The 23,748-nt window shown below is 65.2% G+C and carries 26 protein-coding genes, 1 pseudogene and 1 riboswitch; of the genes and pseudogenes, 12 read left to right on the plus strand and 15 right to left on the minus strand.

Annotated elements, in window-relative coordinates:
- Position 1 precedes the first annotated feature (1 nt).
- The 3 genes from MYCSP_RS10850 to MYCSP_RS10860 all read left to right on the plus strand — a co-directional run bounded on the left by MYCSP_RS10850 (position 2) and on the right by MYCSP_RS10860 (position 1,870).
- Positions 2 to 661, plus strand: coding sequence for a TetR/AcrR family transcriptional regulator (locus MYCSP_RS10850; protein WP_070912568.1), 660 nt, complete (start codon positions 2 to 4; stop codon positions 659 to 661).
- A 27-nt stretch (positions 662 to 688) separates the two neighbouring features.
- A complete protein-coding gene (locus tag MYCSP_RS10855) occupies positions 689 to 1,141 on the plus strand; it encodes an SRPBCC family protein (protein ID WP_083019855.1) in 453 nt (150 codons plus the stop codon).
- 69 nt (positions 1,142 to 1,210) lie between these two features.
- The gene (locus MYCSP_RS10860) at positions 1,211 to 1,870 is read left to right on the plus strand and encodes an MBL fold metallo-hydrolase (RefSeq protein ID WP_083019857.1); all 660 of its coding nucleotides are present in this window, start codon (positions 1,211 to 1,213) and stop codon (positions 1,868 to 1,870) included.
- Here MYCSP_RS10860 and MYCSP_RS10865 read toward each other — a convergent pair.
- The gene (locus MYCSP_RS10865; protein WP_083019859.1) at positions 1,867 to 3,438 is read right to left on the minus strand and encodes an FAD-binding oxidoreductase; all 1,572 of its coding nucleotides are present in this window, start codon (positions 3,436 to 3,438) and stop codon (positions 1,867 to 1,869) included. The genes MYCSP_RS10860 and MYCSP_RS10865 overlap by 4 nt on opposite strands.
- Between MYCSP_RS10865 and MYCSP_RS10870 the strand changes: the two genes are divergently transcribed.
- The 3 genes and pseudogenes from MYCSP_RS10870 (at position 3,437) to MYCSP_RS10880 (ending at position 5,607) form a co-directional block, all read left to right on the plus strand.
- Positions 3,437 to 4,210, plus strand: coding sequence for an HAD family hydrolase (locus MYCSP_RS10870; RefSeq protein WP_088413774.1), 774 nt, complete (start codon positions 3,437 to 3,439; stop codon positions 4,208 to 4,210). The genes MYCSP_RS10865 and MYCSP_RS10870 overlap by 2 nt on opposite strands.
- Positions 4,211 to 4,219: 9 nt before the next feature.
- Positions 4,220 to 5,000 (plus strand): annotated as a pseudogene (locus MYCSP_RS10875) (SGNH/GDSL hydrolase family protein).
- Between the two features lie 43 nt (positions 5,001 to 5,043).
- Positions 5,044 to 5,607: a hypothetical protein gene (locus MYCSP_RS10880; RefSeq protein ID WP_083019909.1), complete on the plus strand. Its 564-nt coding sequence runs from the start codon at positions 5,044 to 5,046 to the stop codon at positions 5,605 to 5,607.
- Positions 5,608 to 5,611: 4 nt separating this feature from the next.
- On the opposite strand, the gene MYCSP_RS10885 is transcribed toward MYCSP_RS10880, so the two are convergent.
- Complete coding sequence (locus tag MYCSP_RS10885; RefSeq protein WP_088413775.1) at positions 5,612 to 6,157, minus strand: hypothetical protein; 546 nt, start codon at positions 6,155 to 6,157, stop codon at positions 5,612 to 5,614.
- Between the two features lie 39 nt (positions 6,158 to 6,196).
- Between MYCSP_RS10885 and MYCSP_RS10890 the strand changes: the two genes are divergently transcribed.
- Positions 6,197 to 7,621 (plus strand): alpha/beta hydrolase, encoded by a 1,425-nt coding sequence (locus MYCSP_RS10890; RefSeq protein ID WP_088413776.1) that lies wholly within the window; start codon positions 6,197 to 6,199, stop codon positions 7,619 to 7,621.
- 4 nt (positions 7,622 to 7,625) lie between these two features.
- Here MYCSP_RS10890 and MYCSP_RS10895 read toward each other — a convergent pair whose 3' ends face one another.
- From MYCSP_RS10895 to MYCSP_RS10915, 5 genes are all read right to left on the minus strand, one after another.
- Positions 7,626 to 8,099, minus strand: coding sequence for an SRPBCC family protein (locus tag MYCSP_RS10895; protein WP_088413777.1), 474 nt, complete (start codon positions 8,097 to 8,099; stop codon positions 7,626 to 7,628).
- Positions 8,096 to 8,446 carry an ArsR/SmtB family transcription factor gene (locus tag MYCSP_RS10900; RefSeq protein ID WP_083019872.1) on the minus strand — a complete coding sequence of 117 codons (351 nt, stop codon included), beginning with the start codon at positions 8,444 to 8,446 and terminating at the stop codon, positions 8,096 to 8,098. The genes MYCSP_RS10895 and MYCSP_RS10900 overlap by 4 nt, the downstream gene beginning before the upstream one ends.
- Positions 8,443 to 8,895: a VOC family protein gene (locus MYCSP_RS10905; RefSeq protein ID WP_088413778.1), complete on the minus strand. Its 453-nt coding sequence runs from the start codon at positions 8,893 to 8,895 to the stop codon at positions 8,443 to 8,445. The genes MYCSP_RS10900 and MYCSP_RS10905 overlap by 4 nt, the downstream gene beginning before the upstream one ends.
- A 151-nt stretch (positions 8,896 to 9,046) precedes the next feature.
- Positions 9,047 to 9,919, minus strand: a complete 873-nt coding sequence (locus tag MYCSP_RS10910) for an LLM class flavin-dependent oxidoreductase (RefSeq protein ID WP_070912754.1) — start codon at positions 9,917 to 9,919, stop codon at positions 9,047 to 9,049.
- Between the two features lie 86 nt (positions 9,920 to 10,005).
- A complete protein-coding gene (locus tag MYCSP_RS10915) occupies positions 10,006 to 10,386 on the minus strand; it encodes a DUF4345 domain-containing protein (RefSeq protein ID WP_088413779.1) in 381 nt (126 codons plus the stop codon).
- Between the two features lie 100 nt (positions 10,387 to 10,486).
- Here MYCSP_RS10915 and MYCSP_RS10920 point away from each other — a divergent pair, with 100 nt between their 5' ends.
- The gene (locus MYCSP_RS10920; RefSeq protein ID WP_088413780.1) at positions 10,487 to 11,074 is read left to right on the plus strand and encodes a TetR/AcrR family transcriptional regulator; all 588 of its coding nucleotides are present in this window, start codon (positions 10,487 to 10,489) and stop codon (positions 11,072 to 11,074) included.
- A gap of 68 nt (positions 11,075 to 11,142) precedes the next feature.
- The gene (locus tag MYCSP_RS10925; protein ID WP_088413781.1) at positions 11,143 to 12,123 is read left to right on the plus strand and encodes a pirin family protein; all 981 of its coding nucleotides are present in this window, start codon (positions 11,143 to 11,145) and stop codon (positions 12,121 to 12,123) included.
- 11 nt (positions 12,124 to 12,134) lie between these two features.
- On the opposite strand, the gene MYCSP_RS10930 is transcribed toward MYCSP_RS10925, so the two are convergent.
- The gene (locus MYCSP_RS10930) at positions 12,135 to 13,088 is read right to left on the minus strand and encodes a GlxA family transcriptional regulator (protein ID WP_083019882.1); all 954 of its coding nucleotides are present in this window, start codon (positions 13,086 to 13,088) and stop codon (positions 12,135 to 12,137) included.
- A 38-nt stretch (positions 13,089 to 13,126) separates the two neighbouring features.
- Here MYCSP_RS10930 and MYCSP_RS10935 point away from each other — a divergent pair, with 38 nt between their 5' ends.
- Positions 13,127 to 13,921 (plus strand): HD domain-containing protein, encoded by a 795-nt coding sequence (locus tag MYCSP_RS10935; protein WP_407661695.1) that lies wholly within the window; start codon positions 13,127 to 13,129, stop codon positions 13,919 to 13,921.
- A 3-nt stretch (positions 13,922 to 13,924) separates the two neighbouring features.
- On the opposite strand, the gene MYCSP_RS10940 is transcribed toward MYCSP_RS10935, so the two are convergent.
- A complete protein-coding gene (locus tag MYCSP_RS10940) occupies positions 13,925 to 15,190 on the minus strand; it encodes a competence/damage-inducible protein A (RefSeq protein WP_088413782.1) in 1,266 nt (421 codons plus the stop codon).
- Positions 15,191 to 15,221: 31 nt separating this feature from the next.
- Between MYCSP_RS10940 and MYCSP_RS10945 the strand changes: the two genes are divergently transcribed.
- Positions 15,222 to 15,629, plus strand: a complete 408-nt coding sequence (locus MYCSP_RS10945; protein WP_088413783.1) for a DUF6194 family protein — start codon at positions 15,222 to 15,224, stop codon at positions 15,627 to 15,629.
- Here MYCSP_RS10945 and MYCSP_RS10950 read toward each other — a convergent pair.
- The 6 genes from MYCSP_RS10950 to MYCSP_RS10980 form a co-directional block, all read right to left on the minus strand.
- On the minus strand, positions 15,626 to 16,699 hold the full coding sequence (locus MYCSP_RS10950) for a GNAT family N-acetyltransferase (protein WP_157886173.1): 1,074 nt from the start codon (positions 16,697 to 16,699) through the stop codon (positions 15,626 to 15,628). The genes MYCSP_RS10945 and MYCSP_RS10950 overlap by 4 nt on opposite strands.
- Positions 16,700 to 16,782: 83 nt before the next feature.
- On the minus strand, positions 16,783 to 17,940 hold the full coding sequence (locus MYCSP_RS10955; protein ID WP_157886174.1) for a GNAT family N-acetyltransferase: 1,158 nt from the start codon (positions 17,938 to 17,940) through the stop codon (positions 16,783 to 16,785).
- A 41-nt stretch (positions 17,941 to 17,981) separates the two neighbouring features.
- The gene (locus MYCSP_RS10960) at positions 17,982 to 18,425 is read right to left on the minus strand and encodes a universal stress protein (RefSeq protein WP_088413785.1); all 444 of its coding nucleotides are present in this window, start codon (positions 18,423 to 18,425) and stop codon (positions 17,982 to 17,984) included.
- A 10-nt stretch (positions 18,426 to 18,435) separates the two neighbouring features.
- Positions 18,436 to 18,807: a fluoride efflux transporter CrcB gene (crcB, locus tag MYCSP_RS10965; protein WP_083019894.1), complete on the minus strand. Its 372-nt coding sequence runs from the start codon at positions 18,805 to 18,807 to the stop codon at positions 18,436 to 18,438.
- Positions 18,804 to 19,274 (minus strand): fluoride efflux transporter FluC, encoded by a 471-nt coding sequence (locus MYCSP_RS10970; protein ID WP_088413786.1) that lies wholly within the window; start codon positions 19,272 to 19,274, stop codon positions 18,804 to 18,806. The genes crcB and MYCSP_RS10970 overlap by 4 nt, the downstream gene beginning before the upstream one ends.
- A 13-nt stretch (positions 19,275 to 19,287) precedes the next feature.
- Positions 19,288 to 19,360, minus strand: a riboswitch (Fluoride riboswitch).
- Between the two features lie 16 nt (positions 19,361 to 19,376).
- Positions 19,377 to 23,225 (minus strand): bifunctional nitrate reductase/sulfite reductase flavoprotein subunit alpha, encoded by a 3,849-nt coding sequence (locus MYCSP_RS10980; RefSeq protein ID WP_088413787.1) that lies wholly within the window; start codon positions 23,223 to 23,225, stop codon positions 19,377 to 19,379.
- 209 nt (positions 23,226 to 23,434) lie between these two features.
- Between MYCSP_RS10980 and MYCSP_RS10985 the strand changes: the two genes are divergently transcribed.
- Positions 23,435 to 23,710 (plus strand): GlsB/YeaQ/YmgE family stress response membrane protein, encoded by a 276-nt coding sequence (locus MYCSP_RS10985; protein WP_070912546.1) that lies wholly within the window; start codon positions 23,435 to 23,437, stop codon positions 23,708 to 23,710.
- The last annotated feature ends 38 nt before the right edge of the window (positions 23,711 to 23,748 follow it).

The following is a 23,748-nucleotide window of genomic DNA, read 5'->3' on the forward strand; positions in this document are numbered from 1 at the left end:
GATGTGCGGCAACGTGACCGTTTCACGGACAGACCGGTCTGTCTATCAAGGTGTGGTGGGCTACTCTGCTCCCATGAGCTCCACCACAGCACCCTCGGCCGCCCGGTCGGCCTCGACGGCCCGTGTGCTCGGGCCTGCCGATCGCCTGCTTCATGCGGCCGCGGATCTGTTCGCAGCGCAGGGCATTCGCGCGGTGGGGATTGACCAGATCCTGCGTGAGGCGGGGGTTGCCAAGGCGAGCCTCTACAGCAGTTACGGATCCAAGGACGCGCTCATCGTCGCCTATCTCGAAGAATTGGATCAGCGTGATCGCAACCGCTGGGACGCGGCCGTCGCGGCGCAGCGTGATCCCGTCGCGAAAGTGTTGACGTTCTTCGACCTCGCCACGGCGGCCGCGAAGGCGAGAGACTTCCGAGGATGCCTGTATGCCAACGCCGCTACCGAGTTCCCGGGCACGGAATGGGAGCCGGTACGCAGGCATCGTCAGTGGTTCCGGCAGACCGTGGCGGCACTCTTGCGTGAGGCAGGGCAGGCGCGCTCCGACAACCTTGCCCGGCAGGTGCAGTTGCTCTACGACGGCGCGCTGACAGCTTCGAAGATCGAGAAGTCCGTCGCGCCGATAACGCTCGCGCGCAAGCTCACTCGTGAATTGATCGATTAGACGGTGGTGCTCTGGTTGGATGGGGACATGACTGAGGACATCAGAGTGGTCTCTGCCAGCCGCGAGGTGGAAGCGCCGGCCCCGTCGATTTTCGAGCTCATCGCAGATCCGGCGCGTCAGCGCGACTGGGATGGCAACGAGAATCTCGCCGATGCCTCCGCCGGACAACGGGTGCATGCCGTGGGTGATGTGTTCGTGATGACCCTGACCAACGGGCACGTCCGAGAGAACCACATCGTGGAATTCGACGAGGCGCGGCTGATCGCGTGGCTGCCATCGGAAGTGGGCAAGCAACCACCCGGCCACCTGTGGCGCTGGGAGCTGGAACCGCTCGGTGAGGGCCGCACCCGGGTGACCCATACCTATGACTGGACCAATCTCGTCGACGAGAAGAGACTTCCCCGGGCACGCGACACCACGTCGGAGCGGTTACAGGCATCGGTAGACAGGCTTGGTGCGCTCGCCGAGTCGGGTGGATAGCGTCGGCTCACCCGAATCCTCCGTTGCGCCACTTGACCTCAAGTTCACTTGAGGTTGAACACTGGGCTCATGACAACCACGACATCGAATGTGCGCCAGATTCGATCCGACCTCTGGGAGATGCGATCGGATAGCCCGTTCCCCGGGCTGACCACTCACGCATACCTGTGGACTCGGGCCGACGGGAACGTGTTGTTCTACAGCCCGGCCACCGAGGCCGACTTCGAGACGATTGCCGAGTTGGGCGGAGTCGCTCATCAATACCTGTCGCACCAGGACGAGGCCGGGCCCATGCTCGCCGTCGTAAAGCAGCGGTTCGGATCGACACTGCACGCATCTGCCCGCGAAGAGGAGGAGATCGTCCGACACGCCAACCTCGATGTGCCGACCGTCGACCGGCACGTGGACGAGAACGGCGTCGAGGTGATACCCACGCCGGGGCATTCGATCGGCAGCACCAGCTATCTGGTCACGGGCGCCGACGGCGAGAAGTATCTGTTCACCGGGGACACCATGTTCCCCACCGAAGATGGTTCGTGGGCCACGTTCCTGGTCCCGGGGCGCGGCGACGCCGACGAGCTCGTGGGCAGTCTGCGACTGCTGGCAGGCCTTGCCCCGGACGTCGTCATCTCCAGCGCGTACGGGGGCGATACCGCGGTATCCGAACTGCCGGACGGGCGCTGGCGTGAGTTGATCGCGCAGGCGCAACAAAGTGTCAGGCGCACCTAGGGGCGAATCGCCTGCGGGAACGCGAAGATTCCGTTTGGGTCGCAGACGGAAGCAATCTGCTGCAGCCGGGGTAGGTTATGGCCGTAATACGCGGTAGCCCAGTTGGATAGACGAGGATCGATGTAGTTCACATACGCGCCGGGTCCACAAATCTCGCCGAGTCTGTCCCGTGCCTCGTCCACGCGGTGATATGCGACCGACGGCTCCGCACCGACGCCGTGATAGATCTGAACGGACGCTGCCGCCCGCCGATGCGGGAATGCCGTGGCGTCCGCGGATATCCGGCTCACCGCCCCGCCCAGGCTGTCGAAGATGAACGTCAGTCCGGGCTTGTCCGTCAAGAGCGCCTCGATGCGACCGGTGTCGACCGCGGGATCCGAGACCATGCGCGAGGACGCGACAAACGCCTCGCGCTGCAGCTGTCCCGTCCCCGTGCCCGTCCATGACGGCCGGCACTGCGCCAGCGTCAATGTCGAGCACCCGCCCATGAACTTCATGGCATCCAGAAACGCCATCTCGGCGTCAAATCGCTCGGTGACACCGATGCCGATCGCGCCCAGCAGGTCCTCGATCAGCGTGCGCGGATCGGCGCCGCGGGCGATGCAGCCGACGATTCGGCACCGCGGTGTGGCACCACCGACGGCATGCAGGGTTGTCCACAACTCATCGGGTGCACCGTCCATGAAGGTCAACCATCGATGCGTGATCGCCGCCGTGTCCCCCGGTGCGTAGTCGAGCGTGAATACCGTCAGCTGCGTGGACTCGGCGGTCTCGAACGTGAACTCTGTTGCGATGCAGAAATTTCCGCCGCCGACTCCGCGGATAGCCCAAAACAGGTCGGGTTCGGAATCCGCCGCCAGCACCCGTACTTCGCCGTCCGCTGTCACCGCGCGAGCGGACACGAGCTGGTCGCAGGTCAGTCCGAACTTGCGGGTGAGCACCCCTACCCCGCCACCGAGCGTTAGTCCGGCGATGCCCACCGTCGGACAGGAGCCACCGGCGAGCATCCGGCCGGCGGCGGCGATGCCCGTGTAGACGTCGATGAGTCGTGCGCCGGGCCCGATCACCGCCCGTGTCCCGGCCACCGAGACCTCCGCCATGCGCCCGAGGTCGACCACCAGCCCGTCGCTCGGGGTGCAGTAGCCGCCGTAACTGTGTCCGCCGCTGCGCGCCGCCACGGGTATCGCGCCGCTCGATGCGAACTCGACGCAGCGCGCCACGTCCTGTTCGGAGGTGCAGAAGGCCACCGCGCCAGGATGATTCACGTCGAAGAGCGGATTGAAGGCCCGCCCGGCCTCGTCCATTCCGGCCTCGCCACGCACCACAAGAGTTCCCGACAGCCTGCGGCGCAGATCTTCCCATCGAGGCGCGGCCGGTGGGTCGTCGGAATGATCCGTCGAGCATCCGATGACCGAGGCAGAACCGAGTGCGAGGATTGCCCCGGCTGAGAGCACCGCACGTCTGTTGATCAGCGCGGTAGCCGGTGCCTGGCGCGGTGGGTGGTCCATCGCCCCATCTTGTCGCCTCCCGCGGAGGCGTGTATTGCGCAGCGGTAGATTGACCCACATGACGGCGAGCCCGGCACCCGATCCGGTGGCCGACGTAGCGCTCAGCCCCAGCGGGCCGCGGGTCGGAGCCTTCTTCGACCTGGATGGCACCCTGGTGGCCGGATTCACCCCGACGGCACATGCCCGCGATCGGATGCGGCGCGGCCAGGCCAGTGTCGGCGAGGTTCTCGGAGTTCTGGAGGCCACCTTTCGGTACAAATTGGGCCGCATGGAATTCGAGCGTCTTGTGGTTCGCGCTGCCGGATACCTGCGCGGCGACTCGTTGGCCGAACTGGAGGCCGTGGGAGAACGAATCTTTCATCAGCACAATGCCTCGATGATCTATCCACAGATGCGCCGGCGTGTGCGAGCACATCAGGAACAGGGGCACACCGTGGTGTTGAGTTCGTCGGCACTGACGATTCACGCCGAACCGGTGGCGCGTGACCTCGGCATCACTCATGTGCTGTGCAACCACTTCGACCTCGACAACCAGGGACTTCTCACCGGTGGCATCCGTAAACCCATTGTGTGGGGGCGCAACAAGGCGACAGCGGTCAAGCTGTTCTGTGAGTCCAATGGTGTTGATTTGCAACGCAGTTACTTCTATGCGGACGGCGAGGAGGACATCGACCTGATGTCCCTGGTCGGCGAACCCTGCCCGGTCAACCCGCGTGGTCGTCTCGCGAGCATGGCATCGGAGCAGGGTTGGCCGATCTTGCGGTTCGAGGATCCGAGACCCCGTGGGGTGGCCTCGTCGCTGCGCCGGCTTGCCGGGATGGCCCGTCGATAGGCTTGGGGCATGGCGGGACGCTATGTGGCATTGGGGAGTTCGATGGCGGCCGGACCGGGCATCATGCCGCGTGTGCAGGGATCGCCCCGGCTGGCCGGGCGTTCGGTGCGCAACTATCCGCACCAGATCGCCGAACGCAGGGGCTACCAGCTGGTCGACGTTACCTACTCGGGGGCGACTACCGCGCATATCCTGTCCGACTCGCAGAACAACGCGCCACCGCAGATAAGCGCGCTCGACGGCACCGAAGACCTGGTGACGGTCACCATCGGCGGCAATGACGTCGGCTACGTGCCGTATCTGCTGGCAGCGTGTCTGCCGAGGATCCTGCGCGTGCTGCCCGTCATCGGCAGCGGGCTGAACGACCTGCTCGACGCCGGGAAGCGGGACGCGGCACTGGCGGTGGTCGGGGAATCGCTGCATGCGGTGGGTGACCAGGTGCGGAAACGGGCACCGCAGGCCCGGGTGATATTCGTCGACTATCTCGCGTTGTTGCCCCCCCGAGGGTGAACCCGCGCCGCCGTACACCTCGGACGAGGCCGCTACCGGGCGCCACATTGCCGCGGAGCTCGCGGCGGTTACCGAGGAGGCGGCCCATGCCACCGGCTGCGAGATCATCCGGGCATCGGCGGCCAGCGCCGGCCATCACGCCTGGTCGGTGCAGCCGTGGACGGCCCGGCCCGCAATCCCGTGGCCGTGGCGCGCGGCGCCGCTTCACCCCAACGAGGCCGGCATGACGGCCGTGGCCGACCTCGTGGTGGCCGTATTGGACGCCGCGTCTAATGACTGAGGTTGCGTCGTACACGGCTCGTCGCATTGCGATACTTGACCGCGTGCGCACAACCTCCCTGCTGATGGTTCCCGTCTTCGCCACCGCGATCGGGGTCGGATTCGCCAGCCCGGCGGCGGCAGTTGCGCCCCCGGCGGACGGGACCTACCGGATGATCGAGGAGGGGGCCGGTGAGATCACCTGGACCATGTCCGCGGTCTGCGTGCAGGCCTCGGGTACCCGTATCCAATCCGACTACACCGACCCCACCATCCAGGCCGACGGATGCACCCTGACCGTCACCAGCGCCACACCCGACATTCTCAAACACAGCGACAGGCTCCAGAACTACTCCACCCCGGCCAAGCTGGTCGACGACCAATGGACCTTTGTCCATGCCCGCCCGCAGGGCATGACCTGCCCGGATGGCACGTTCGCGCCCAGCCAGGAGAAGTACGTCTTCAATGACGAGACCCTCACCGGCGTGCACACCACCATTCACAGCGCGGTGTGCGGCGGCCAGCCGGGTATGACCAAGAAGCCCTTCAGCCTGCAGTTCGTGAAACCACTCGACGTGCCCGTGGACCGGTTCCCGCTGTACTGCGACGGGTTCGCGCACTGCTGGTAGGGAACTAGGGCAGCAACTGTACCCGCCAGAGCGCGGTCCTCGGGTCGATGACCCACATCCGTGTCATGGTGAGCCGCGTGATGAGCAACGCGCCACGGATCATCACCACCGCGAGTGGTAGTTCGGCGAGCACCGCGGCCAGGATCGCCCACCGCAGCTCCGACGGTCCGGCCGTCATGACGTCGAACCACGCATCGCAGATCAACAACACACCAGTGGTGAAGGCGGTCAACACGAGCAGTTGACGGCGCAGCAGGCCCAGCACCGCGGTGGCCACCATGAACGCCACCAACAGCATGTCGAACCCGACCCAGGTGGCCGTCCACCGCTGTGCCACATAGTTTTCCGGCAGGGTGAAGGCAAGGTAGGTGATCCAGGGAATCAGCGCGATCGAACCGCCGATCATCAGGCCCAGCCGCAGTACGCGAAACCTGCCCAGATTCGGCGGTGCCACCTCGCTGAGCGGGCGTTCCAGCCGCTTGATCAGGTCACGCCGCTCCTCCGGCGACAGCGCCGCGATCATCTCATCCGACAGATAGCTCTGGGTCATGTCCAGCTTCCTCCCAGGAAACCTCATCACAATGTCAGCGTGCCACCCACTACGCCGACGCCACCTCCGGCGCCGACCCCTATTCCGCAGCTGCCCGCCAACGACTTCCACCAGTACAGCCATGGGATTTCGGCCCTCGGCGGCTGGTTTCCGATTGTCGTGCAGGTATTGGCGGTCCTCGTGTTGTTGGTGGTCATCGGGTGGCGCACCCGCCGGTGGCGCCTGCTGTGGGTGCCCGTGAGCGTAGCCGTCGGTGCGGTGGGTGCCGTAGCGGCGTGGATCTACATGAATTCCGAAGGGCTGGCCTCCGACCCGGCACCGTTCAGGTTGTGGATATGGATCGGTGTCTTCGTCACGTCGGTCGCTGTCGCCGGCATCGGCTTTCGCGGCGCACGGTGGTGGCGTCGGGGCGTATCGCTGTTGGCCATTCCGTTGACGCTGCTGGCGGCACTCGTCGCGCTCAACACCTGGGTGGGCTACTACCCCACGGTGCAGGCGGCCTGGGGCGCGGTCTCCGCGGGCCCCCTTCCGAACGAGGTCGACATCAGCGACCTTGCGGGTCTGCGCAATTCGAAGCCCGACACCGGGAAACTTGTCCAGGTGGACATCCCGGGCGAGGCAAGTGGATTCAAGCACCGAGGCGAATACGTCTACCTGCCCCCGGCCTGGTTCACGGGCGACACCCCGCCGCGGCTGCCGGTGGTCATGATGATCGCAGGCGAATTCAACACCCCGGCAGACTGGGTTCGCACCGGAAACGCCACCCAGATGATCGACGACTACGCCAAATCCCATGGCGGACAGACACCGGTATTCGTCTTCGTGGATGTCGCGGGGAGCTTCAACAACGACACCGAATGCGTCAACGGGCCACGCGGCAATGCCGCTGACCATCTCACCGAAGATGTTCGGCCCTATGTAATTTCGGAGTTCAACGGGTCGTCTGATCCGGCGAACTGGGCTGTCGTCGGTTGGTCGATGGGTGGGACTTGCGCCATCGACCTGACGGTCATGCATCCGGACCTGTTCTCCACCTTCGTCGACATCGCCGGCGACCACGGGCCCACTGCGGGTACCAAGCAGCAGACCATCGACCGGTTGTACGGCGGCGATGCGGCGCGTTGGGATGCTTTCGACCCGCGCACCGTGATGGCCAAGCACGGACCGTATACCGGTGTGGCCGGGTGGTTCGAGGAGGCCATACCCCCCGCGGACAGCAAGAAACCCGGCGGTGTCAAGCGGCCGACCGCGGACACGCCCACCGGAATCGGTGGACACGACGATGTCACCGATGACGATCGGGAGGGTGCTGCCGCGGATCTCTGCGCCGCGGCACAGCAGGTGCAGATCTCCTGCTCCATTCACCAGATGATCAGCGGACACACCTGGCAATTCGCCAGCCGGACCTTCTCGGATGCGCTGCCGTGGCTGGTGGCCCAGATCCGTACCCCGGGGAGCTCCTGAGGCCTTACGGCGACCCGACCTGGTTCCGCAGCGCCTCCAGCAGCTCCTGCCACCATTGGCCGTGCCGCCGCAGGAACAGTCCGTCGGGAAAGGTATGGCGGGCAACGTGGTCCTGTGGAACGGACTCCCAGCCGAGGTGCTCGACCGTCACCCGGGTCTCGTCACCGACCGGCTCGAACCGTACCTCGACGGTCGTCATCTGGTCATCGGCAAAACTTTCCTGGCGCCAGGTCAGGCTCAGCCGCCTGCCCGGTTCCCACGCGGTCACCCTGCCGATCTCGAACTCGGTACCGTCCGGGTATGACTCGACGAAACGGCCATCCACGTACGGCTCGATGGCAAGCGTCCCAGCACGTTTCCGGGTGAATCGAAACAGAGTATTGGGCTGCCACCACATCCCGATGTCGTTGACGAACACCTCGAATGCCTGGGCCGGGGTGGCGCGCACCCGCAGCGCAACCTGTATCCGTGAGGTCATGGGATCTGCTGTCCCTCGATGTGCTCCTTGAAAGCCAACAGCTGTGTGGCCCAGAGTTTTTCGATCTCGTCGAGCCACGTCCTCAGTTCGGCCATGGGAGCCGGTCGCAGTGTGTAGATACGTACACGCGCGTCGAACTCCGGATGAGATTCCTCGACCAGTGCGCTGGCCTTGAGGGTCCGCAGATGCCTGCTCAGGGCGGCCGGAGTCAGGCCGACGGCCTGCGCGATGTCCCCAGCGCGAGATGGTCGATCCCGCAGCACCTCGACGATTCGTCGCCGATTGGGGTCGGCCAGCGCGGCGAGCGTGCGATCTAAACTCGCGGGCGCCGCGGAGGGACTCGTCAAACCCAGCCCTCGATGTTCAAGCCGCTTGCCTTTTCGGCGTCTTCGCGTGAGACGGTCCGGACGGTCTGACCGAAGGTCCACACATGGCCCTCGGGGTCCTGGGCCCGGTACACCCGGTCGCCGTAGAACTGGTCGGCCGGGCGCATCAAGATCTTGGCTCCGGCGGCCTCGGCCTGCCGACAATGCGTATCGATATCGCCGTCTACCTGAACGTGGATCGTCTGCGTACACCTGCCACCCACCGACTTGGGGCTCGCGACGCTGGCATCCCACTCGGATCCGACCATGAGATAGGAATCCCCGAAACGCATCTCGGAATGTTCAAGCTTGCCGCCGTTGTCGGTGATGACCATGGATCGTTCGAAGCCGAAGGCCTTCTCCAGCCAGTCGAGGGCTGCCGACGGGTCCTGGTAGACCACCGCCGAGGCCAAACTCGGGCGTGCGCTCATTGACTTCACCCTTCAATTCGGATACCTGACGGTTGATATTTAATGCTTGCGTTGAATATCTGTCAACGGTCATTCGGCGAGCAGACGTAAAAGTCCCGAACACGCGGCGTGTTGGGGACTTTTACGTCTGCTCGCGATGGAGAGGGGTGCCCTAGGGGTTGACCTTGGAGATGACGCGCTCGGCGAAGCTCTCCAGGTTCTTGATCTTGGTGTCCAGCGGCTCGGTGTCTGGCCCCATGACGTAGGGAATGCGGAAGCCCACGATGACATCCGTTACACCCTTGTCTTCCAGGCGCTTTACGCCATCGACTGTGAATCCGTCGATGGAGATCACGTGGATCTCGAACGGTTTGTCGGCCGTTCCTTCTTCTTCGCGGAACTTGTTCAGCTTGGCCAGCAGCTCGTCCAGATCCTCGGTGCCGCCACCGTGCATCCAGCCGTCGCACCGCGCGGCGCGGCGCAGGGCGGCGTCGGCATGCCCGCCGATGAGGATCGGAATCGGCCGGGTGGGTGCGGGGGTCATCTTGGTCTTGGGGATGTCGTAGAACTCGCCGTGGAACTCGAAATACTCACCGGTGGTGAGCCCCTGGATGATCTCGATGCACTCGTCCATGCGCTTCCCGCGCTTGGCGAACGGCACGTTCATGAGCTCGTAGTCCTCGGGCCACGGGCTGGTGCCCACGCCGAGGCCGAGTCGGTTGCCCGTCAGGGCGGCGATGGACGATGCCTGCTTGGCCACCAGCGCGGGTGGGCGGATGGGCAGCTTGAGCACGAAGACGTCGAAACGCAGCGTGGTCGTCACCGCGCCGAGGGCGGCGGCAAGTGTGAGGGCCTCGATGAAGGGCTTGCCGTCCAGGAATTCGCGACTGCCATCGGGTGTGTACGGATACTTCGAATCCGATTCGTACGGGTAGGCCAGGCTGTCACCGATGACCATGGCGTTGTAACCCGCAGATTCGGCGGCCTTGGCGAGCGGGATGTAATACGACGTGTCGGTCATCGCCTCGGCGAAGGTGAACCGCATAGATTCCTCCTTGAATGCGCGGTTGGTCTCGGTACTACGCACTCTAGCGGTTGCGAAATCTGAACTCGCATATTGGTTTTGCGGTGTCAATGAGCCTTCTCGTCGGCCCCGGCGATGGCGAAAAACACTGCCGGAACAACGATTTCGACCGCAAGCATGACAATCCAGAAGGGGTGCGGCTGTCCCCTGTCGATCAGCGAGGCCACTCGGCCGAGCCCGCCCACCAGCAGGCCCGCTGCCAGGAATCGGATGGCAGTAGCCGGGATGGGCGACTGCCGGGCGGCCCAGATCCACGCCAGGCCGTAGACGGCGAACAGTCCGGCGAAGAATCGCTCCTGACTGTCGGTGCTCGCGGTGATCTCTCCCCCGCCGAAGACCGTCTCCGCACCGCCGATGACGTGATATAGGCCGATGGCCAGGCAGATCACGCCGGTCAGAATCGCCAGGTACTTGAGTGCTTTGTCCATCTCCGCGTCCTTCGTGATCTCCGATAGAGTTGATAGAACGTTCTAGTGAGACCGTACAATGCGACGTAGCCGCGTACAAGGCTTCTCGAAAGGACGCGCCATGCCCGCCGATACCCGCGATCGAATCGTCGCCGCCGCCTGCGAGCTGTTTCGGCGGCAAGGCATGACGGGCACCGGGCTCAAGCAGATCGCGCAGAGTGCGGGTGCACCCTTCGGGTCGATCTATCACTTCTTTCCCGGCGGTAAGGCGCAGTTGGCCGATGAGGCCATTCGTGCTTCCGGTGTGATGTACCGAGATCTGGTGCTGGCGATCTTCGACCAAGCCGGCCCGGACCTTGCTGCCACAATCCGAGGCGCCTTCGCGGCCGCGGCCGACAACCTCATCGCGACCGACTACGCCGACGCGTGCCCCATCGCCACGATCGCACTGGAGGTCGCGAGCACCGACGAAACGCTGCGGCGTGCCACTGCTGATGTGTTCACCGACTGGATCGAGCAAGGCGCCGAGCGCATCGCGGGATCGGGTCTGCCGCCCGAGGTGCGTCGCCGTCTCATGCTGGGATTCATCACCAGCTTGGAGGGCGCGTTCGTACTCAGCCGGGCGTTGCGCAGTCCCGAGCCGCTGTTGGCTGCGGGTGAGACGGTTGCGGCCGCGGCGACATCGGCGCTGGCCGCAACCCCGGAGTAGGGCAGACGGAACAAAACGGACCGCAGTCCGGTTAATGCTGGCATAGAAACGCCACAAGGAGGTTTTGCATGCCAGCCATCACCGTGTCGGCACAGGACGCCCTGACCCTGCCGCGCATCCCAGCTCCCGAGCCTTCCGATACCGAACGTCCGGTGCGCTCCGTCACCAGCGGGCCGCGAGGATACGAAGGTGAAGGCTTTCCCGTCGTGCGCGCCTTCGCGGGTGTGCCGTCCTCTGAATTGGACCCGTTCATCCACATGGACCAGATGGGAGAGGTCGAGTACGAACCGGGCGAACCTCGTGGGACGGATTGGCACCCGCACCGCGGCTTCGAGACGGTGACCTACATGATCGACGGGCGGTTCGCCCATCAGGATTCGCACGGAGGCGGTGGACTCATCCACGACGGTGCCACCCAATGGATGACCGCCGGCTCGGGAATTCTGCATATCGAAACTCCCCCAGCCGAATTGGTGGAGAGCGGCGGAATCTTCCACGGCATCCAGCTCTGGGTCAACCTGCCGGCCCGCGACAAATTCCTGACCCCCGCCTATCAGGCCATCGAGGGAGCCGAAACCACGCTGGTGAGCTCGCCCGACGGCGGAGCATTGGTACGGATCATCGCCGGCGATGTCGGCCCACACCACGGACCCGGTAGCACGCACACGCCAATCACCCTGGCGCATGCGAGTATCCAACCCGGGGCGCAGCTGAACATTCCCTGGAATCGGGACTTCAACGCGCTGGTGTACGTGCTTTCCGGACGTGGCACCATCGGCGCGTTGGGGCATCCGATCCAGCAGGGGCAACTTGCCGTGCTGGGTCCCGGCGACCGGATCACGGTGGGTGCCGACACCGAACAGGACAGCAACCGCCCCGCGCTGGAGGTGCTGTTACTGGGTGGCCGACCCATCCGGGAACGGGTCGTGGCCTATGGACCGTTCGTGATGAACACCAAGGCGGAGTTGATCCAGGCCGTGGAGGACTATCAGGCAGGTCGGTTCGGGGCCATTCCGCCCAACGCCCTCATGCCACACGTCGCGCGCTGACCGTGAATTGCCTACCGCCGGAATGCTCGGCGGTAGGCACTCGGCGTCGTCGCGGTGACCTTTCGTAGATGTGTCCGCATGGCCGTCACGCTGCCGAATCCGCATTGTGCGGCAATCGATTCCATGGTCATGTCGGTATTCTCCAGCAATTCGCGAGCGCGGGTGGCGCGCTGCACGTCGAGCCAGCGCTTGGGCGTCGTGCCCACTTCCTCGCCGAAGCGGCGGTTGAACGTCCGAAGGCTCAGATGTGCGTGGCGGGCCAGTGTGGACACATCGTCGACATCGGCGAGACGCTCGGCCGCCCAGCTCAACGTGGGGCCGATACCACTGGAATCGTGAGATGTCTTGCTCGGCGGAATGAACTGAGCCTGCCCGCCGTCACGGTGCGGCGCCATCACGTTCCAGCGGGCCATATCCGACGCCGCGGCGGCCCCCAACTCGCGTCGCACCACGTGCAGGCACAGGTCCATGCCGGCCGACAGTCCCGCCGAGGTGAGGATGTCGCCATCGTCCACATACAGCGCATCGGGCCGCAGATCGACCAGCGGATAGAGCCTGCGCATGTCGTCGCAGTACTCCCAATGCGTGGTGGCGGGCCTCCCGTCCAGCAAGCCCGCGGCGGCGAGGACGAATGCGCCCAGGCAGATGCTGAACAACACCGCCCCACGTTGATGGGCGCTCGTCAGTGCGCCCAACACCTCGTCCGGTGGCGGGTAGTCGTGGGGGGCGCGTGCGGGAACGACGACGATGTCGGCGGTCTCAAGCGCATCGATGCCGTGTTCCACTTCGAGATTGAAACCATCTGGCGTCCAGACACTTCCAGGACGATGGCCACAGGTCACCAGATCGAATCCGTCCGGCTGGCCCGAGCGGCCCGGCCCTCTGCGGAACATCTGCACGGCGCACGCCAAGTCGTAGGTGATGACGCCGTCGAGAGCGAGTGCCGCCACCGTCTTGGTGCCCATACCTCACTATGGCATGAATCCGAGCATCTGTGGCATTCATGCCACTGGCCGCCGTCGGCGCCGCGGTCTTGACTCACAAGATGACGACGACCGAATTGGACTGGCACTGGGCGACCCGAACCGGTGGCGAGGTCTCCAGCGCCCAACGGCGTGCTCTGTTGGGCCGTTTGTTTCGCGCATTGCCCGCGATGGTTGGCGATGCGGTCAAAACCCGGGTGGGCCGTCGTGGGCAGGGTCGAGTCGAGTTCGAGTCGATCGCCGTGCCCGATTCCGCGCTTGCGCTCGCGGCCGAGCAGGAGGCGCGGGATTGTGTCACCGGGCACGTGCTTGAACACTCGTACCGCACATACTTCTTCGGAAAGGCATTGGCACTGCTGGACGGTGTGCAAGTCGACGACGAACTCGTATACGTCTCCAGCCTGCTGCATGATCTGCAGCTGGAGCACCCGACACCGGGGCGGTGTTTCGCGGTGGTCGGTGGTGAGCGCGCCGCGCAGTTCGTCAGGGCTCATGGGGCTCCCGAGGATCGTGCGGAGGCCGTCGGCGCCGCGATCGCGGCGCACATCACGCTGGGAGCCAGCGAAAACCTTGCAGACCCAGGTGGATTCGTATCGGCGGGGGCGGGCACCGACGTGTTCGGGCTACGGCTGTCAGACCTCGACGCCGCGTGGGTAGAGGAGCTACTGCGCCGGCACCCCCGATTGGAATTCAAGCGACACATGCTCAAGGCGTGGGCGAACGAAGGCGCAGCGGTGCCCAGGGGGCGGGCGGCGTGGCTGACTCGCTATGCGGCGTTCCCGCTGCTGGTCAAGGCCGCACCCTTCAGCGAGTAGTGGTTACTGCTGTAACAGCCTGCGCAGCAGATGTAGGGCGACGGTGGTTGCGCGCTCGCGAATCTGGTTGCGATTACCCGGGATGACAACCCGGAGATCGGCCTTCTCCCCCGCCGCGGTCTTCGCGCAGAAACACACCGTTCCCACCGGCTTGTCCGGCGTACCGCCGCCCGGCCCGGCAACGCCCGTGGTGGACACCGCGACATCGGCACCCAGCGCCTTCAGCGCACCGTCCGCCATGGCCTCGGCGACCTGCGGTGACACCGCCCCATGACTGGTGAGCAGCTGTGGATCCACATGCAGCTGACCCACTTTGACGTCATTGGCGTAGCTGATGACACCGCCCAGGAAGTACGCGGATGAACCCGGAACATCGGCGATCCGGGCCCCCAACAACCCCGCGGTACACGACTCGGCAACGGCCAGACGTCTCCCGCTCAGCAACCGGGCCACCAGCTCATCGACGGTCGAACCGTCGGAAGAGAACAGCGCCGAACCATGCCGGGTGTGGATGAACTCATGGAGGCGATCCCAGATGGGGCCGGCAGACGACTCGAATCGGGTGACCACCTCCACCTCACTACGCCGCAGGCAGGTGGTGATCTCCAGTGCGCCAAGGCTTCCCAGCTCCGATTCGGCGAGCCGGAGGGTCTCGGCGATATCCGGTTCGGTGATGCCGTACAGGCGCAGGGTGGTCTGTTCGATGGCCGCGGCGTCTTCTCCCACCAGCGCCCGGAAGGGCGCGGCATCGACGGCCGACGACCACATCCGTTGAAGCTCGTGCGGGGGCCCCGGCAGCACGATGATGACCACCTTGCCCTTGCACATGATTGCACCGGGTGCGGTGCCTACCGGATCCAGCGCCTGTCCCTGCGCAGGTACGAGCGCCTGTTTGGCAATGCCGACACGCAACGCCTCCCAGTCGACGTTCTCCCAGCGCTTCGCCATCGGCCGCAGCCGATCCATGATGGCAGCTTCTAGGGCGGCATTGAAAATGAGTGTGGTACCGGCGAATTCGGCCACGGTGGGCAGCGTCATGTCGTCTGCGGTGGGCCCGAGTCCGCCGGAGGTGACGATGAGATCGACCCCTTGATCGGCGAGAAACTCCAGTTGCGCTATCAGATCCTCTTTGCGGTCCCCGCAGACGCAGATATGGGCTACGTCAACCCCCACTTCTCGGAGATGCTCGGAAAGCCATGGCCCGTTTGCGTCGGCGACCCGCCCGGTGAGGACTTCGGTGCCCGTGACCACGATTCCCGCGCGCAACATGTCAGCAGCCTAGGCCGGTACGTTCGATGGCATGACTGTGGGCATCGACGAAGGCGCCGTCATCGAATACATCATCACGACGTTCCCGGATCTACAACACGAGGTTGTGCAGGGCAATTGGTTCTTTTTCCGCGGCGACGACCGTCAGGTGCCGGTGATCACCCTGATGTCCAACGAGGCATTCGACACGTACTCAGATTTGGGGCGCCCGGCGGTGTATCGACTCAACATCGGGGTCGGCGGTGACACTTTTGCGAACATCGCGGGAGGCTGCGATGTCTCGGTAGAGGTCGACTACACCGAGTTCGATCGGATCCTGCCTCATCCGGAGTATGGCGGTGCCAAATGGATATGCGTGGTCAATCCGGGTGAGGACACCTTTGCCGACGTCGTCAGGCCGTTGTTGGCCGAGGCCTGTGCACGTGGCCGACAGAACTAGATACCCGCCACGTACGCCCATAGTTCACGCCCGCCGAAGGACTCGCCCAGACTCGGCAGCGTCGGCCCCTCGCTCTGGAAGCCGTGCGCGGCGAGGGCGCCGATCAGGTGTTGGTCATCGACCCGTGGCGCAACGACGATCCGTCTCGTGGTCGCGGGACCGAGGGCCATGCGCCCGGCCAGGTCGGCGATGGTCGGGGTGAGTGCGTCCTCGGGCGCATCGGGACGTGGTCTGCCGATGAGCTCGGTCGTGGAGCTACCCGGGTCGACGGCTATCTCGACGGTGCCCGCAGGCCGGTCGGCCACCACCTCGATCTGGCGGTCCGGGGCAGCAGCCACGGTGCGCCGACAGCGACTGCGGAGTTCGTAGTGCCCACGCGCCACCAGGTCACCCCACGAGACCGCCGTCCGGCGTCCGACCTTCCACGAAGGCATGTTGTTCGAGAGTGCATCTCGCGCGCGGCGGAGCGTGGCAAGATTCTCGGTTGAGTTGCTCTGGAACCAAATCTGGTGATCGGTTGGCCGGCCGCCGTATTCGCGGAGCCGACGGCATGTTTGCAGCTGTGACCAGCCGACCGACTCGGCCAGTTTCTGCACCGCGACGTTCTGCACCGCAAGCGGCGCCACTGCGTGCGGAACGTCGGGGTTGGCCTCGAATCCGGCGATGATCAGGGATGTTTGTGCCCACTTGGTCACCGTGTGGGGAACCCCGGCGGTCCATGTCGATACCTCGGTGCCGCCCGTGCGCGGGTGTCGCCCCGCCATGCTCAGGTGCCCCAGCACGCGTTCACGACCCGCATCGAGGTGTACGAGCAGATATGAGGCCCCACCGCGTGCCACGTCGGCCAGGGCCTGCTTCCAGGTGTCGATCCACATGTACGGCGAATGCGCCGCGGCCCAGGACATGTCCGTGCGGCCGAAGGCCGGTGCCAGCCGCTTTTCGTAACGCAGATTGGTTTCTCGCCAGGACGGCCCGTCGGAGAGCCGCGGCGTGCGCAGCATGACGGTCATTCCGTCGATTTCGACCGGACCCAGGCAGCTCGGGGCGACCGGTCGATGACTCGCATGCATCACGGCAGGGTAGCGCACCATGCCGCGGATGCATCGGTGATTAATCGCCCACTGCGAGAAGGCGATTGCGGTGTACAGGCTGTCTATTTCGGCTGCGCGGTGGTCAACAGCGTCCACATCCGGCGTTTGACGCCGGGCTCTCCGAGGCTTGGTGGCGCCTCCCCCTCGTCGAGGAAGCCCTGTGCGGCAAGCCGGTCGGCGAGCGCTGAGTCGACGTCGCGGACCGCGACGACCGTCCGTCGCGACCCGTCCGGCCGATCTGCCAGATGGCTCGCGAGGATGGACACCACCGAGATGCGGGCAGCGTCCGATATCGAAGAGCTCAGCCGGGGCACCAGCTCCGTTGTCGAGGTTCCGGCGTCGGAATGAACATCGACCGAACCCCCCGGGTGCCCGCCGACCAAGACGCGGTACCGACCACGATCCGCCGGTTCGATGCGTATCACTTCCCCACTGGTGGAGGATATTTCGAATGAGCGAACGGATGCCGGAGCGTGCCATCTGCGACGCACCAGCTGGCGGGCGCGGATAACGGCAAATCGCGCCCATGCGGTCAGGTATTCGGCCGGCGGCGCACTGGATGTGGGCGGCGCGAGATCCATTTTCGCGAGGGGGATCTCCGTCAGTCGACGCCTGATCCAATCCCGATAGTCGGCCGTGTTGGCGAGAAGCCAGATGTGATGGTCCGACAACTGCCCGTCGTAGGCGCGCAACGCGCGACGTGTTTGTAGCTGGGTCCACCCCATGGACTCGGAGAACCGGTTTGCGCGGATATTCGACACGGCAACCGGCGCCAGGGCATGTGGGAGGTTGGGGCTTGCGTCGAATGCCGAGAGCACCGTGGTCAACTGGGCCCACGCACTCACCGCCGCCGGGACATCGACAGCCCACGAGGAGACCTCCGCGCCCCCGGTGCGCGGATCATGTCCGGTCATCGAGAAATGGCCGAGGACCTTTTCGGCACCGTCGTCGATACGTACCAGCAGATACGAGACGCCTCCCGCGCGCGCATCCGCGAGGGCCGACCGCCAGGTGTCCACCCACATGACCGGAGAATGTGCGCTCTCCCAGTCCATGTCGTCGCGATGGAACGCCGGTGAGAGTCTCGCGGTGAACGTCAGTGCGGTTTCTCGCCAGGACGGGCCGTCCGCCAGCCGGGGTGGCCGCAGCGTCACGGTCATCCCCTCGATCGTGACGGGGCCGCGGTCCACCGACAACCGGGTCTGACATTTGCTGCGCACCGGGCAAGGCTACCGCAGAAACGTTCGCTATGCGAGAACGGTCAGCCGCCGGGAACCAGGACGAGCGGAACCCGCCTCGCGCCGATGAGGCGATGCGACACCGATTGCCCGAGGAGGGTGTCGAGTGCCGACGCGGGTCCTCCCCGTGGACTCCCCAGGACGATCATCAAAGCGTCATGCCGCTGCGCCACCGCGAGAAGCTGAACGGCAGTGGGGCCGTGTGCCCGGTGGTATTCCCACGACACGTCACTGGCTGCGAGTTCGTCGTGCGCCGCGGCTTCGGCGGCGTCAACAGCCGTGCGCGACTGTGATTCCCAGTTATCGCCGTCGGGGTCCAACGGCTCGTCGTCCATGTCCTGGATGTGCACAACGTGCACGTGTGCGGCCAGCCGTCGCCCCAGATCGACCGCGAAGCGTAGTGCTGCGGTGCTTGGCGGATAGTGGTCCCATCCGACCACCAAGTGGGCGGCGGGTGACTCGCTCATAGCTCCATCCTCACGCCAACGCCCATCCCAGCGCCAGCCCCGCCGCACATGCGCCGACAGAGCCGAGCAATGTCCCAAATGTGTTGTACAGCGCCAGTGCCCACCGTCGCTGCTCGATCAACCGCACCGACTCGACACTGGCGGTGCTGAAGGTTGTGTAGCCGCCGCAGAATCCGGTGCCCAGCAGGGTGAGCAGTTGCGGGGACGCGTGGTGGAACACCACCAGTCCGGCCAGCAGGCCGATGAGGGCCGATCCGGTGAGGTTGATGAACAGCGTCGTCCAGGGAAACCGACGGGTCCACCGGTACTTGACGGCCGAATCCACCACGAATCGCAGTACCGCTCCCAGCGCCCCGGCCAGGATGACCGCCACGACCATCATTCGGGACCGCCCGAATAGCGTGCGAGAACTCGGGCCGCGGCGGCTATCCCGCCCAGCGCGGCGACCAAGCCCGCCGTGACGCTGACCAACGCATACGCCACGCCGGTGAGCAGGAATCCGTTACGCGTGAGGGTGTCGATCTCCAGTGCGAGTGCGCTGTACGTGGTGAAGGCGCCACAAAGACCCGTTCCGAGAAACAGCCGGATGCGCTGACGCCAGCCGCCATCGGGTCCGAGCAGGGTGAGTGCCTCCAGGGCCGCACCGAGGATGAACGCTCCGGACAGATTGGCCGCGAATGTTCCCCACGGCCAGGAAGCACCCGAGGCCGGCCACATCTGCTCGAACCAAAAGCGCAGCGCTGTCCCGCATACCCCGCCGAGGAACACCGAGAGCAGGGCGGAGGGTCGTAGGTGAAGCCGCGGATGCGGAGACTTCGGGGGGTGTCCACCGGTCACACTCGGTCCCATCGTGTTACGACACATCAACACAGGAACTATCAGCCATCAGTGGCGGTTCGGGACAAGCCCCGGCGAGATCCATCGCGCGTGATGAATATAGCGCGAGGTGTGTCAGTACACGTCGCGGACGTACCGTTTCTCGGCCACGAGCTCCTTGCGGAACTCGAGAGCCTGCTCCCCCGACAACCGTCCGTGCTTTTGAGCAATGGTGAGCAGTGCGCCGTCGACATCCTTGGCCATGCGGCTGGCATCGCCGCACACGTACAGGTGTGCGCCTTCGCGGAGCCACCGCCACATCTGCGCTCCCTGCTCCATCATGCGATGTTGCACGTAGATACGTTTGGCCTGGTCGCGTGAGAACGCGAGATCGAGCCTGCGCAACGAACCGTCGCGCAGGAAGCCGTCGAGCTCCTCGCGGTAGTAGAAGTGCTGCGTGCGGTGCTGATCGCCGAAGAACAACCAGTTGGGTCCGGTGTGCCCGAGCGCGCGGCGTTCTTGCAGGAACCCGCGGAAGGGGGCGATACCTGTTCCCGGCCCGATCATGATCATCGGCGTATCCGAGGTGCTGGGCGGGCGGAAATGCGGTGAACGCTGCAGAAAGATCGGGACCGGAAGTCGCTGAGCACGATCGGCCAGGAATGTCGATCCCACGCCACCACGGGCCGAGCCGTCCGGTCCCCGGTAGCGGACGATGGACACCGTCAGCCCGATGGCTTGCGGGCTGACCAGCGGGCTCGACGAGATCGAGTACTGACGTGGAGTGAGTCTGATCAGAACCTGCTGCCATTCGTCGATACCGGCACGGATGGGGAATTCGCGAATCACGTCCAGCGCGTTGCGTCCCTGCAGCCACAGCTTGCGCGCTTCGCTGTCGGGGCCCCGCAGCAACTTGATGGCGGGCTTGTCGCGGCGCCGCTCGGCGACGAAGCGCAGCAGATCGTCGGTGACGCGGCAGATGTCGTAGTGACTGGCGAGAGCGGTGGCCAGCGGAAGTTCACCGCCGTCGATGGTGATCGGCAGTTCGGCATCGAAACCGGTTGCGGCGAGCCAGCGTTGGACATCTTCCTCGCGGTTCGTCGGATAGATGCCGAGCGCGTCGCCCACCGAGTATTCGACGTCGTGACCGGTCAGGTCGAACTCGATGCGCCGAACCTCCTTGCCGGAGCCGGGTGCGGAAAGAATCTCGTTGTGCGACAACGCCGCCAGGATGGGTGCATCACGGGTGAAGCGTTCCGGCGCGGCTACCGGCAGCCCGTCGCTGCGCAATCGCCGGGCTGCCTCGGCGCTCGCGGCGGTACCGTCGCCGATCGCTTCCAGTAGGTCCGCGGTCCAGGACGCGACGAGTGTTCGGTCGGTGGCTTCTCCATCCACCCGCCCGAGCACCGGAGTGGCTCCCAGCTCGTGTAGCCGCGAGTCTAGGGCCTTGGCGTGACCGCAGAAGTCTGCATATGCGCGGTCGCCGAACCCCAGTACCGCATAACGCATATGGTTCAGGGGCTTGGTGTCGCCGGACAAGGCCGACCAGAATTGTGCGCCGTTGTCGGGCGGCCCGCCCTCGCCGAAGCTGCTGGCGATGAGCACCGCCGTGTGGACGTCGCCGAGATCGGCCGGGTCGCACTCGTCCATCGCGGTCAGCGTCGCGGAGATTCCCGCCGATTCCAGCAGCCGGTGCACCGCGGTGGCCGCGGTCTCGGCGTTGCCTGTCTGCGACGTCCATAGAATTGCGATGTCACCCAGCGCTTCTGTCAGCTTGTCGGGTGCGTTGTCGGCGACCGATCGCCCGGTGGGACGCAGCGTGACCGCGCTGACCTTGAATTCGGGTTGCAGCGAATCCGGATCGACGGCGTCGTTGGTCACCGCGTTGATCGCCAGACCCGGACCCTGCGCGTCGTTCCAGTGGAACGGGGCGAAACAGCTCCCGCGTTTGACTCTGTCGCTGATGGCCGCGGGCAGCTCGGCGGTGCCTCTCCGTGACGCGACTTCGACGATGTCGCCCTCGGCGATCCCGAGCGTCGCAGCATCGTGTGGGTGGATCTCCACGAAGGGCGACGGGTGGAGCCGGTCGAGGGTCTTGATACGACCCGTCTTGGTGAGGGTATGCCAATGGTGTTGCAAGCGGCCGGTGTTGAGCACCATGGGGTATCCCTCGCCGGGGAGTTCCGCGGGATCACGGTGCGCCCGGGCGTGAAACACTGCCCGGCGGGACGGGGTCGGGAAGGCCAGCCGCGGCACGGTGCCGTCCTCGGCGACGTGAAGGTCCTGGCTGATCCCGTCGTTCACATAGCGAATCGGGTTCCGGTCCCCGGCACTGTCGGGTGGACACGGCCATTGCACCGGGCCCTGTCGTAGCCGGGCGTAGCTCACGCCACGCATGTCATACCCGGTGCGTGGATTCCAGAATGCGCGGATCTCCTCGAAGATCTCCTCGCTCGAGGCGTAATCGAAGGCGTCTCCGAACCCCATCGCGGTGGCGATATCGCAGATCAGTCGCCAATCGGGCTGGGCGTCGCCCGGCGCCTCGGCGGCCTGATTGGTCAAGGTGGCGGTGCGTTCCGAATTGATGGAAACACCATCGGATTCGGCCCACAACGTGGCGGGCAGCAGGACGTCGGCGTACTCGTTGGTGGCCGTGGAAAGAAACGCGTCCTGGGCGATCACCAGCTCGGCGCGTCGCAGGCCGTCGATCACGTTCTGCCGATTTGCCACCGAGGCCACCGGATTGGTGCAGATGATCCAGCAGGCCTTGATGCTCCCCGCGGCCATCTGGGCGAACATGTCGACCGTGCCGGTGCCGAACTCCGCACGAACGGAGCCGGGGGGCAAATGCCATTGCTTCTCGACGAATTCGCGATCGGCGACGGACTTGACGGATCGTTGGCCCGGTAATCCCGGGCCCATGTAGCCCATCTCCCTGCCGCCCATCGCGTTCGGCTGGCCCGTCAACGAAAACGGTCCGCTGCCGGGGCGGCAGATGGCTCCGGTGGCCAGATGTAGGTTGCAGATCGCGTTGGTGTTCCAGGTGCCATGGGTGCTCTGGTTGAGGCCCATGGTCCAGAGCGTCATCCACTCGCGGGCCTCGCCGATCCACCGTGCGGCAGTGCGGATATCGGCCTCGGCTAGCCCCGTGATGGCCGCGACCACCGGCGGTGTGTAGGTGGCGAGGAACTCGGGCATTCCCGCCCAGCCCTCCGTGTGCTCGGCGATGAATTCGGAGTCGATGTCACCGTTCTCGACAAGCAGATGCAGCAGCCCGTTGAGCAGGGCGAGGTCGGTGCCCGGCGTGATCTGCAGGAACAGATCGGCGCGGTCGGCAGTGGCGGTGCGCCGTGGATCCGCCACAATCAGCCGTGCTCCGCTGCCGAGACGGTCGGCCATGCGCAGGAACAGGATCGGGTGACAATCCGCCATGTTCGCGCCGATGACCAGGAACAGGTCACTCTGCTCGATATCCGAGTACGACCCCGGCGGTCCGTCGGCCCCCAACGATTGTGCGTACCCGGTGCCGGCACTCGCCATGCAGAGCCGAGAGTTCGATTCGATATGCGTGGTCCGGATGTATCCCTTGGCGAGCTTGTTGGCCAGATATTGCGCTTCCAGGCTCATCTGGCCGGACACGTACAGCGCAATCGCATCGGGTCCGTCGTTGTCGAGGATGTGGCGGAGCCGTCGTCCGGTCTCGGCGGTCGTGGTCGCCAACGGTGCGGGGACGAGTTCCTGGTCGCGAGTGGAACGGACATGTGCCGTGGTCATGCGGCCGTCGGCGGCCATCAGCTGCGCATGGGTGGCGCCCTTGGTGCACAGGCGGCCGTGGTTACTGGGATGGAGTGCATCGCCCTCGACGGTCGCAATGGTGACCGGACCTGCCGACGGTGCGTCGGTACGCACCACGACCCCGCAGCCCACACCGCAATACGAGCACGCGGCGCGGCGTGTGCTCGGCGGTGCACTGAGTTCGGTCACCCCATCATGGTGAGCCAGGGAGATTCCCGAATTCTTCCGTCGAGGTTATCCGGCTGTCACGGCGTCCTCACCACCGGAACATATGGTGCGTGAGGCGGCACATCGCTCGCGGTGGCGCGTTACTTCGCCCGCCCGAACCGCTGTTCCACTAGCATCGGCACAGGGTCGACGCTCGTTTCCTGAAGGACACATACTCGAAGGAGCTAGACATGGTGTTGAACATCATTTGGATGATCATTCTTGGCCTGATCGTCGGCTGGATCGCCCGGTTGATCGTGCCCGGCAAGGAAAACTTCGGCTGGATTGTGACAGCGTTGCTGGGCATCGTCGGCGGCTACGTCGGCGGGACGTTGGGAAGCCTGGTCTTCGCGCCGCACAAGTTCACGATCACGCCGCCGATCAATCACGCATTCCTCGGTGCCCTGGTGGGCGCAGTGATTCTGCTGGTCGTCTACAAGTTCATCGCGGGGAAAACAAAAAGCTAAATCGGCTTGACCAGGCGGTACGGAAGACCGCCGCGAGC

This window comes from Mycobacteroides saopaulense, from assembly GCF_001456355.1.
GTDB lineage: Bacteria > Actinomycetota > Actinomycetes > Mycobacteriales > Mycobacteriaceae > Mycobacterium > Mycobacterium saopaulense.